The sequence below is a fragment of the Streptomyces actuosus genome (genome assembly GCF_016921115.1).
Classification (GTDB): domain Bacteria; phylum Actinomycetota; class Actinomycetes; order Streptomycetales; family Streptomycetaceae; genus Streptomyces; species Streptomyces actuosus_A.
Genome location: NZ_JAFFZS010000048.1, coordinates 34,825 through 45,696, shown reverse-complemented (window position 1 = coordinate 45,696; position 10,872 = coordinate 34,825). Strand labels below are relative to the sequence as shown.

At 71.1% G+C, this 10,872-nt stretch carries 7 protein-coding genes; 2 read left to right on the top strand and 5 right to left on the bottom strand.

Going from position 1 to position 10,872, the window contains the following annotated elements; all coding sequences use genetic code 11:
• Positions 1-105 precede the first annotated feature (105 nt).
• From JS756_RS33060 to JS756_RS33050, 3 genes are all read right to left on the bottom strand, one after another.
• Positions 106-843: a hypothetical protein gene (locus JS756_RS33060; RefSeq protein ID WP_205386960.1), complete on the bottom strand. Its 738-nt coding sequence runs from the start codon at positions 841-843 to the stop codon at positions 106-108.
• Between the two features lie 1,102 nt (positions 844-1,945).
• Positions 1,946-2,281, bottom strand: a complete 336-nt coding sequence (locus tag JS756_RS33055) for a helix-turn-helix domain-containing protein (RefSeq protein ID WP_205386959.1) — start codon at positions 2,279-2,281, stop codon at positions 1,946-1,948.
• Positions 2,278-3,444 carry a tyrosine-type recombinase/integrase gene (locus JS756_RS33050; protein WP_205386958.1) on the bottom strand — a complete coding sequence of 389 codons (1,167 nt, stop codon included), beginning with the start codon at positions 3,442-3,444 and terminating at the stop codon, positions 2,278-2,280. Before JS756_RS33050 ends, JS756_RS33055 begins: the two co-directional genes overlap by 4 nt.
• Positions 3,445-3,990: 546 nt before the next feature.
• Here JS756_RS33050 and JS756_RS33045 point away from each other — a divergent pair.
• The gene (locus JS756_RS33045) at positions 3,991-5,484 is read left to right on the top strand and encodes a sugar transferase (RefSeq protein WP_205386957.1); all 1,494 of its coding nucleotides are present in this window, start codon (positions 3,991-3,993) and stop codon (positions 5,482-5,484) included.
• A 14-nt stretch (positions 5,485-5,498) separates the two neighbouring features.
• Positions 5,499-6,698 (top strand): hypothetical protein, encoded by a 1,200-nt coding sequence (locus tag JS756_RS33040; protein WP_205386956.1) that lies wholly within the window; start codon positions 5,499-5,501, stop codon positions 6,696-6,698.
• Here the strand turns inward: JS756_RS33040 and asnB are convergent.
• Positions 6,677-8,581, bottom strand: a complete 1,905-nt coding sequence (gene asnB, locus JS756_RS33035; protein WP_240204724.1) for an asparagine synthase (glutamine-hydrolyzing) — start codon at positions 8,579-8,581, stop codon at positions 6,677-6,679. The genes JS756_RS33040 and asnB overlap by 22 nt on opposite strands.
• Positions 8,581-10,857 carry a bi-domain-containing oxidoreductase gene (locus JS756_RS33030; RefSeq protein WP_307791338.1) on the bottom strand — a complete coding sequence of 759 codons (2,277 nt, stop codon included), beginning with the start codon at positions 10,855-10,857 and terminating at the stop codon, positions 8,581-8,583. The genes asnB and JS756_RS33030 overlap by 1 nt, the downstream gene beginning before the upstream one ends.
• Between the last annotated feature and the right edge of the window lie 15 nt (positions 10,858-10,872).

The following is a 10,872-nucleotide window of genomic DNA, read 5'->3' as shown; positions in this document are numbered from 1 at the left end:
TAGTCGTCGCGCACCTCGGCGACCATGCGCACCGCGCGACGGCGCAGCTCAAGCGGGTAACGGGAGGGTCGTGCCATGACTCAATCCTTTCACGGAATCGAGTCTCTACCTGACACGGGGCGGTTCAAAGAGCCCGGCCAACCGGTCGGGTGCCAGAGTTGTGGGCAGCAGTTCCTGACGGGTGATGCGGAGTCCACGGGTGGGGTCGACGAAGACGAGCTTGGCGTGTTTCAGGGCTCGAAAGAGCGACCGGATCGCCACAGCGCGCTCGTGGGCGCGTGGGCCTTTGACCGCGGTGACAGCGGCTGTGACGTCAGCCTCCGTCACCTGACGCAAGGTGGTGTAGCGGGTGGTCCAGGCAGCAAGTGGCGCGGCCAGGTAGATGAGGTAGCGGCGCAGGGTGGCGTAGTCGGTGACGCGGTGGTGGGGCCTGCTGGCGCCACGCAAGACCCCGACCCACGTGCCGAGTTCGTCGCTGATTCGTGGAGGGAAGGCGGCGATGGTGCGCTGGACGAAAGCCTCGTGGCGGTTGCGCCGCGGCGGCGAGGTGACGAGCTGTTCGCGTTGGTCCAGGAAGGCGAGAAGCCCGCGAATACGACCCTTGCCACCGGCCACGCGGTGCAGCGCCCGGAGCTCATCCTCGCGGAAGACGGTGTCGGCGCCCAGCCAGGTGGCGGCCACTCGTAGAACCCGAGCCATCGGCTCGTAGACTTTCTGGTGCCAGCGGTTCTCGGAGGTGTACCGGGCGAAGTCCGCCAGGAGGGCCTTCACCGGCGGTAGCGGGGCCGGCAGCAGGGCTCCGGCCAGCGGGCGCCAGTCCCGCTCGACCTCGAAGATCGTCACCTGACCTTCAAGTACGGCTGGCGGACTGAGCTCTGGGCGATCCGCGCGGAGCTCGCGACGGGCCGCGCTGCCGTTCGCCAAGGACGGTCCGGCAAACCGGAGTTGTCGCCAGGAAGAGGCGTCGGTGTCAGGTCCCAGGCGAAGGCGCTGTCGAGTGCAGTCGCGGCATCGACCGTTCCGAAGAGGAAGCGGCCCGGCGCCACACCGACCGCAGCATCCTTGCTGGTCAGCGTATACGCGACGCCAATGCCTACAGCCGTCGCATATCTGGTTTCGGCCCCACGAAAGGCAGTGATCGCAACTTCGTGGCTGAGATTGGGGGCGGGCCCGCTGGGCGTGCGGCAGCAGGACCACCTCACGGTCCAGGTCAGGGGCGAGCCAGCCAGCCTTGTTCAGGACCTGAGTGACTCCGACGGGCCGGTGAGGCAGGGCGTCAAGGATCGCGGCGTCAACCACGTCCTGGCCGGCCGCGTCGCGCGCCGCCAGCGCAAGGGCCAACATGTTCATGGCACTGACGCGCCAGGCACGCCCGAGGCAGTGCTCGGCCTGCACTTGACCGACCATCGGTTTGAGTCGGATCAGATCGTCTTGGAATCGGCTGCGAATCGCGACGGCGTGGCGCTCCAGCAACCGGTACGGCGCAGGGAACAGGGCCACCTGTCCACGCACTGCCGGCGGACAGATCCGCTCGTCGTCCACGACGTGGGCGGGGCGCTGGGCGCGTGCCCAGCCAGGTGCGTGGTAGCGGCCGTCAGTCTGCAGGCGGTAGGTACCGGTGGGCAGGGCAGGCCGGCCGACGGAAGCGGGCAGACAGAACGCGAGCTGGGTCGATGTCGGCTGCTCTGCGGCCCGTGCGGGTTCGAAGTACCAGGCCGCGTCGTACTCGGTGACAGCTACGACGCACGCCCGGCAGAAGCCTTCGTCGTTGATGCGCCACAGCCGCTTGCACCGTCTGCACTCGCCCTCCGGGTGGTTCCGTTTGGAGCGCCACTGGTGGCAGGGGGAGCAGAACGGTGACTGGACCCGCAGCCCCCAGCCGAGGCAGCCGGTGCACTGCCCCAGCGAGGGCAGGCGCTTGGGGCGCTTTCGTATTGGGGCCACCTCAGTTCGGTGGGAGTGACCTGGGCCGCCCCGCCCCGGTGGACCGGCGCGGCACCGGCCTGGGCGGCTCGCCCGCAGCCGTCGCGAGCCCCTCGTCCTGGGCCACCGGCGTCTTCCCGGCTACAGGTTCGGCGACGAGCAGGTCCGCGACCGTGCACTGAAGGGCAGCGCAGATCAGGTCCAGGTCGTCCAGCCGCACCGTTACCGGTGTGCCCGACCAGAGCGCGGAGACCTTCGACACCGACGGAGTGAAGCCGACTTCTTTGAACACGGGCATCAGGTCACTGGGCCTCCAGATGCCTCGGTTGGCCGCCGCCCACCGCAGGTTCCACTTCACGACAGACCCCCCGTGTCTACGCGTAGGCGTTGTGCGGCCCGAGCCGACGAACGTCGGCTGGCCATCTCTGGATCGCTCTGAGCGGACAAAATGTACCGAACCGTGGTCGTCGTCCAGTCATGACCGAGCAACTTCTGCACCTCCCACAGCGACATCCCCGCCTCGTAACGGTGTGTGGCACAAGCATGCCGAAGCAGATGAGGAAAGATCCGCTCGACCGGACCTGCCAGGTGGGCCTCCGAGGCTCTCGCCAGGGCCTTCCGTAGCGTCGACGTTGTCACCGCCGGGCCGACAGGGTTCGGCACGCCGCCAAGATCTCGCGCCAGGCGCTCCGAGGGCCAGACCGGCGACTCAGGGTGCTCCGGGTCGTCTGAGAACAACCCGCGGACTTCCTCCACGTACCACCACAGCAGCTCACGTCCCTCGGCGAACAGAAACGCTTCTCGCTGCCGGGGCCCCGACCCTCGGGCGCCCTTGCCCTGGACCACGAACCGCCCGAAGTCGCCGGCCTCCCAGTGCAGGTCCTTCATGCGCATCTGGCACAGCTCCGAAGCCCGCACCCCGGATATGTAGATCAACTTCGCCATCACGTAGTCCCTGCACGCCACCGCCTCCTTGCGTGCGTGCGCCAGCTCCTGCCGCCAACCGGCGAAGAACTCGTTGACCGCCCGGGCCGACGGTGGCACCCGAAGGCCGAAGTCACCGCGGTGTGCGTGTCGGTTGAACGGATCGACCGGCGACTCGACCACCGCCCCGAACCGCCGAAAGATCTCGTGCGCGTAGCGTTGCTCCAGGAACGCGAAGAAGTGGTCGATCCGGTTCAGCTTCGATCGCACCGTCGGCGCCTGGCGCTTGCCGACCCCGGCGAAGTAGGCGTCGACGTGACGCGGCGTCAACCGCCACGGGACCACACCGTAGTGGTCGCACACCTCGATCACCGGTTTCGTCAGGCCGTCCAGCGTCGAGGACGCCAAGCCCGCCACGTCTCGCGCCCACTGGTACTCGACCAGCGCGTCCATGAAGAACAGTTGCTCGTCTTCCTCGTCCGCCCCGCCTGCATACCGGCGTTGCAGCAACAGCACGTCGCTCAGCCCCGGCTCGCCTCCCAGCAACTCCGCCTCTGCGGGCGACGGTTCGCTGGGAGGCGGTACGAGGGAGAGCACGCGAGTCCCGGGATCTGCCACGGACGTTGAAATTACAGCAGAGAGTCCTGAAATTCAGGAGAACGGCCTAACATCCTGAGCAGCAGATGCAGGAGCCCATCGAACCTCCTGCCAGCTGAAATGGAACGACGCGCCGATCAGCCCCTCAAAGAACCCGCCCGTACTCCAGTTGTCCCCAGCACCGCGCGCAGGCCGTCGCTTCGCTCACAGGTCCGCCCTGTCGCGGCCCCGGCGTTGCCGGGCCGGGTGGCTGTCAGGCTCCTCATCAGCGGTCGAGCAGTGCCTCAGGCCATGTGCGCCCGGACCGTCGGCACTGCCGTGCGTACGGCGGGGACGAGTAGTCGTACCGGGGCCGGGAGCCCCGTCGCGGATCCGCGAAGACGGCGAGGGGACCGTCGGCGCGGCCTTCGCGGGGGCCTGAATCAGCACAGCATGCGATCTGCCCATCGGGTGAGATTCACCGTCGTCACCAGCGTCGCACCGCGCTCCCCCGACGGGGGCCGTACACACTCGGCTTGTCCCTTGTTTTGCCATTTGGAGGGCGAAATGTGGCTGTTAGGGAAGATCAAGCCCCAGGTATCAGCGGTACGACATCCGCGGACACAGGTCGTCCAGGAGCAGCCACCGGCCGGACGCCCCACCGGCAAAGCCGTCTGGTACACACCGGCCGCCGTCCTCGGTGACGCGGTCGGCGTCGCCCTGCCGGTGTACCTTGCCGGTGCCCTGATGGGCGGTGCGCATGCGGTGGCCAACGCGGCGGTGGCCGCCGCGTGCTGGCTCCTCGTACGGGCCTCGCGGAACCGCTACGCCGAACGCCGCCTCGGCGAGTACGGTGCCTTCCGCCCCGCGCTGCAGGACTGGCTGGTCCTGGTCGGAACGCTCGCGGTGGTCCGGGCGGCGACGGGTGAGGAGTCCCCCTTCTTCCTCGCGCTCGCCGCCCTCGTGCCCAGCGCCCCGACGAGCGCCGTCGTGCACGCGCTCATCCACCGTCATCTCGCCGCCCGGCGCCATGGCGGCCGCACGGTGCGCCGCGCCCTGGTGATCGGGGAGGTGAGCGCGGTCGACGGGCTGGTCAGCCATCTGGCACGGCGGACGGACCACGAGTTCGCCGTCGTCGGAGTGTGCCCGGTCGGCGACGGGGAATCCTGTGCGTCGGCTCCCGTGACCGCCCGCCTCGACGCCGAGGCACCATCGAGCATGTCGGCCGACTCCGCACCGGTGCTGGAGGCGGCCCGGCAGCTCCGTGTCGAGGCGGTCCTCGTCGTACCGGGACCGGGTCTGACCGGAACACGTCTGCGCCGGCTGTCCTGGGCACTGCACGGCGAGGGGTGCCGGCTCGTCGTCGTACCCGGTCTGACCGAGGTCGCCGGGCGCCGGGTGGGCGTCTTCTCGGTCGCCGGGCTCACCATGCTCAACGTGGCCCCGCCGCTCAGGCGGGGTTTCGCCGCTCTGCTGAAGACGGTGATCGACGGGCTCGGCGCGGCGCTGCTCATCGTCCTTCTCGCTCCGGTGTTCGCGGCGATCGCCCTGGCGGTACGCCTGGACTCCCCGGGCCCGGTTGTGTACCGGCAGACCCGGATCGGCCGTGACGGGGTGCCCTTCACGATGGCGAAGTTCCGCACGATGGTCGCCGACGCGGAACGTCTGCGGTGTCAACTGGCCTGGACCAACGAACAGGACGGCCGAATGTTCAAGATCCGCCGGGATCCGCGGATCACCCGGGTCGGCCGCGTGCTGCGCCGCTGCTCTCTGGACGAGCTGCCGCAGCTGTTCAACGTGATACGGGGGGACATGTCCCTGGTCGGTCCGCGGCCGCCGCTGCCGGACGAGGTCGCCCGCTACGACGAGGTGGAACTGCGCAGACTGGCCGTCAAGCCGGGCCTGACCGGCCTGTGGCAGATCAGCGGCCGCTCCGACCTGTCGTGGGACGAGACGATGACGCTGGACCTGAGGTACGTGGACAACTGGACCCCGTCCGCGGACCTCGAGGTGCTGGTGCGAACGGTCCGGGCCGTCATGACGGGCGCGGGAGCCTACTGAGCAGAAGGAGACGCATGCCATCCCACACCGACGCCTCCGGCGCCGCCACGGACGTGCTCACGTGGGCGGAACAGCTGTTCCGGTGGGCCGACGCCCGCGACTGGGCGGGACCCGACCCGTACGACGGATTGGCCGGTCCGCTCAGGCGACTGGCCGTTCATCGAGTGCTCCGGCAGGCACTGCTGCAGACCGTCAAACGCAGCCCGGTCGACCTGCGGCCGGTCCTGGGCATCCTCCCGCTGCGCACCGCCACGGCCACGGGATGCGCGGCGAGCGCTTGCGCCCGGCTCTCCGCGTCCCCGGTGTGGCGCGAGCGCGCCGTCCGCCTGGGCCGCCGGACGGCCGCCGAGCAGATGGCGGGGCGCTACGCCGGGCTGTGGCGCTACGAGTTCGACGTGCAGACCCGCTGGGCGTACTACCCGGCCACCGTCCCCAACCTCGTGGCGACCACCTTCTGCGCAGAGGGCTGCCTGGACACCGGGACGCTCGACGACGACGCCGTACGGTCGCTGGCACGCGGGCTGCTGGAGCACCTGCACAACGGCACGTACTTCACCTACACCCCCACCAGCGGCGTCCTCGTCCACAATGCCAACCTCATGGGCGCCGCTCTCGCCGCCCGGCTGTCACTCACCGGTGTCCTGCCCGGCGCCTCGGCGGACCGTCTCGCGGACTCCGCACGCCGTGCGGCCGAGGTCAGCCTGGCCGGCCAACGCCCCGACGGCTCGTGGCCGTACGGGCGGGGGCGTCGCCTGGGCTGGGTGGACGGCTTCCACACCGGATACACGTTGCTGCGCCTCGACCAGGCGGCGACGCTGCTCGGCATGGACGTCCGAGCCCCCCTCGAACGGGGCGTGAACCACTACCTGCGGCATCTCTTCGATGGCCCGCTCCCCCGCTACTTCGCTGACGGAGGACCCCGCCGGGACCCGAACAACGACGCGACAGCGGTGCGGATGGCGGCCTGGGCAGCCGAGCGCGGCTTCGTCGCGGCGGACTTCGCCCACGCGGTACTCGCGGCCGTCGCGCACCGCTACCCCGGCCTCGGTACGCCCACCGGGGTTTCCCGGGCGAACAGCGCCCTGTGGGAGTCACCCCGCTGGAGTGCCGCTCCCCTCCTGGACGCGCTGACGGCCCTGCACGATGCCCTGCCGGACGGACCCCGCCCGGCCGCTGCGCCCGCCCCCGTGAGTCAGCCCACCGCTGAAGCCTGATACCCGGCCAGGGCCTCCGCGCTCCGCCCGGCGCCCCCGGCCGCGTTCCGGTCCCACCACACGGCAGCGCACAGCAACCCGAACACGGCGAGTCCGCGGTCGTGCCGGCCCTGCACATGCTCGGCGACGATGCGATCGGCGGTCCGCCGGTCGAAGACGTCGTCGAACAGGGGGGAGCGCCGTACCTCGGACCACAGCTGACCGCCGTGCTCGCGCAACAACGACCGCACCGGCGCCCCGAACCCCGTCTTGGGACGGCGGGCGACGAAATCCGGCACCCCGGACGCCACGGCAGCCGCGCGGAAGCGCGCCTTGCCGTCGCCGAGGCTCAGCTGATCTTCCGCAACGGCCCCGAGGGCGGCGGCCACCACCGGCTCCCCCAGGAACGGAACCCGCAGCTCGACGCTCGCCCGCATCGACGCACGATCGCCGTACAGCAGGTTCAGCCCCGGCAGGAACAGCCGGCGGTCGCACTCCGCCAGCGCCGCGAGGGGCGTCCCGCCCGCATCGAGGACGGCTCCCGCCACCTCACGGTGCCGTTCTGTGACCGCGTCGAGCCCGACGAGCGGCGACAATGACGCCCATTCACGCCCGGAGTAGTACGCCTGCGTCGCCCACGACCAGTCCCGGGCGCCCAGTTGCAGCAGCCGCCCGAACTTGGCCGCGCGGCCCCGGAAGCGGCGAGGGCTCGGCACCGAGGTGGTGGCCCCCAGGGCGGGGCGTGCCCAAGCAGGGAGCCGTTGCAGCAACAGCACAGCCTGGTAGCGCTCGTAGCCCAGGAACAACTCCTCCACTCCCAGCCCCGACAGCAGCACGGTGGCCCGACCACGTGCGGCACGGGAGAGCTGCAGGAGGGCGAGGGCTGCCGGGTCCCCGAACGGCACCTCCATGACGGCGACCAGCTCCGGGATCCGGCGCAGCACGTCGATGTCGAGGTCGACCCAGGTCAATGGCAGGTCCAGCCGATCGGCGACCCTGGCGGCGTAGGGAGCGTCGTCCTCGAAGGGCTCAGTGCCGGCCGCCGCCCGGTGCGGCCGGGCGGCGAAAGCCGGGCCGGTGAAGCCTTCGCGCGCCAGCTCCACTCCGAGCCAGGTGCTGTCGAGGCCTCCGCTGAGCAGCAACCCGACGGCCACGTCCGCACGCACCTGCCGGGCGACCGATGCGCGCACCGCCGCCCCGATGTCCTCCACCGCAGCCACCGCACCGGAGCTCCATCGGCATGACGCCTCGTCGTACTCGGGGGCGCGCCGTGACAGAACCGTCCCCGCCGGAACGGCACGCACGCGCTGCCAGCCGGTGCGCGGCGGCGGCGTCCACAGGAACATGGCGCCCTGGGCCACCGCCACCGGATCGACGTCGCCGGCCAGGCCGGCGGCCCGCAGCGGCTCGATCTCGCTGGCGAGCGCCACCAGACGGCCCGACGGGTCGGACGCGGCGTACAGGGGCTTGATGCCCAGTCGGTCGCGCCCGTAGCGCAATTCGCCGTCGGGCAGAAGCAGGGCGAAGGCGAACATGCCGTCCACCTCGTCGAGCAGGCGTGGCGCATCCGGCTGGAGCAGCAGTTCGTAGAGGACCTCGGTGTCACCCTCCGTCGTGAACCTCACGTGCCGCTTGCGGAGGAGATCGCGGAGGTGGGGCACGTTGTAGATCTCACCGTTGTAGACCAGCACGCCGCGCCGGCGGGAACCGAAGGGCTGATCGCTGCGCGGGTCGAGATCCACGACGGCCAGGCGGCGGAAGTACAGCGCCGCCTGCCAGTCCGGGCCTTCCAGGTTCATGTGCCCGCTCGTGTCGGGGCCGCGGTGGGCGATCGACGCGCAGGGGGCGGGCTGCCGCGGCCGGGCTCGCGCGGCTCGGTTGAGCAGCACGACGAAGCCGCACATCAGGACGCTGCCGTGGTCGAAGGGGATCCACCGGTCTGCTCCTGCGTCCCGGGCACCTCGGTGGCGGGGACCGCAGGGGGTGGCGGGTCCCCCAGTGCTGTGGCCAGGGCCGGTGTGCCGGGGACGCACTCCACGACTCGGTCCTCAGTGAGTGAGCGGGCCGCCAGGCAGGTGACGAGTGAGCTCCGCAGCGCCGATGCGAAGTCGGCGGCGGCCGCCGTCTCCGCGTCCAGGGGCCCGCCCCGCAGGAGACGGAGGAGGGTGCGCATCTCCGCCGCGTGGCCCTTGGGCGCGCCCCGGTACTTCCTGGTGGCCGGACGGCCCCCCTTCCAGACGGTGAGCGAACGGAAGTCGTCGATCCTGGACGCCACTCCGTCACAGGCCACCTCGAGGAGTTCCTTGGGAGCGCCGGGCGGAGTCAGGCCTCCGTAGACGATGGACGCGGCCGATCCGTCGTCGTACGTGAGCTGGAGGACGAGACTCTGCGCGGTGGCCGGGTCCTTCGCGTCCACGCTGACGGTCCGCACGGCGACCGGCCTGCCGGGGGCCAGGAAGTTCGCGGTGTCGATGAAGTGACACACCTCGCCGAGCAGCCGACCGCCCTGCCGGGGGTCGAAGTACCAGTGGTCCGCCGGGAGCCGGCCCGCGAACACCCGGTAGACGACCTGGAGCGGGGCTCCTGGGGGGAGTGCGGCGCGCAGGTCTCGCACCGCGGGGGCGAAGCGCCGGTTGAACCCGGCCAGCGCCGGGGCACCGCTTTCCCGCCATGCTTCCGCGATGTCCTCCAGTTCCGTCTCGCTCAGGCCCAGTGGCTTCTCGCAGTACAAGGCTGCGCCGGTACGCAGCACCTGCGCCGCGTAGCGCGCGTGGCTGTCGTGGCGGCTGAGCACCAGCACACAGTCGGCGTCGCCCGAAGCGAGACCGGTATCGACGGTCTCGGCGACGGTGCGGAAACCCCATCGCCGGCCCTGGTGTGCGGCCGACAGCCCTCGCCCGCCGGCGACCCACGAGAACGCGAGGCCGGGTTCCTTCTTCAGCTCGGGGAAGAGCGTCCTCGTCGCGAAGTTGCCCGCACCGACGGCCGCGATCCGCAGGGTGCCGCGCGGGGCCGACCAGGTGCGGCTGTCGGCCCGCGCCGCCGGTGGCGTCGGGAGCTGCGCGGTTCCGGGGTAGCGCAGCAGCAGGGCGACGCTGCGCCCCGTGTCGGACGGCTTCAGCGCCTCGTAGGCTCGGCCGGCCTCCTCGATGCCGAAGACCCGCGGGTCGAGCAGGGAAAGGTCCACGGCACCCGTCGCCAGAAGCCGCAGTACCTCGGCGAGGTTGCGACGTTCCGTCCAGGGGACGTAGCCCTCGGGATAGGGCTGGCCGCGCTCTTCGAAGCGGGGGTCGTACCGGCCGGGGCCGTAGGACCGCGCGTAACGGATCGACAGTTCCTTGTGGTAGTACGACGACCGTGGCGGCGCGACGCCGACGTCGCCGACCACGACCACCGTGGCGCGGTCGCGGGCGAGCCGACCTGCGAACTCGACGGGATCGGAGCTGGAGGTGGCGGCGGTGACGAGCACCGCGTCCGCGCCCCCGCTCGCCCACCGCCGGCAGACCGCCCCCGGCAGACCGTCGGCGTCGCGCGGCAGGGCCGCGAGGCCGGCGGACTCGGCGAGCGCCACCATGGCCGGATCCGGATCGATGCCCAGCCCGTCGTACCCGTAGGCGCGCAGCAGATGCAGCGTGATCTGGCCGACCAGTCCCAGGCCGACGACGGCGATGCGGGAACCTGGCACGGCATCGGCCTGGTGGATGCCCTGGAGCGCGATCGCACCGACCGCGGCGAAGGCGGCCCACCGGGTGTCCACACCGTCCGGCACGGGAACCACGAGGTTGCGGGGTACGGCGACGATCTCCGCGTGCGACGCATAGCGGGCCCCGGCTGCGGCGACTCGCATCCCCGGCCGGATGTCGTCGATCCCCTCGCCCGTGCGCAGCACCGTGCCCGCGCAGGAGTAGCCGAGCTGCACCGGGCGGTCCAGGCGCGACTGGACGGTCCGGTAGGTGTCGAGGAGGCCCGTGCGCTTCACGCTGTCGAACACCTGCGCCAGCTGGTCGGGTCGCTGTCGCGCCTTGCCGATCAGCCCCTTGGTGCCGGTGGCCACGGTCGCCCGCTCGGTACCCGCACTGATGAGCGACCATTCGTTGCGGATCAGCACCATCCCAGCGGCTGCCTCGGGGGCGGGGATGTCTCCGACCGTGATGGAACCGGTGCGCGGGGACAGGAGCACTGTCTTCAATGTCCA

Bases quoted from the DNA above. Each gene is read 5' to 3' on its own strand.
- JS756_RS33045 (WP_205386957.1), top strand. From the start codon at position 3,991: ATGTGGCTGTTAGGGAAGATCAAGCCCCAGGTATCAGCGGTACGACAT.
- JS756_RS33040 (WP_205386956.1), top strand. From the start codon at position 5,499: ATGCCATCCCACACCGACGCCTCCGGCGCCGCCACGGACGTGCTCACG.
- asnB (WP_240204724.1), bottom strand. From the start codon at position 8,581: ATGTGCGGCTTCGTCGTGCTGCTCAACCGAGCCGCGCGAGCCCGGCCG.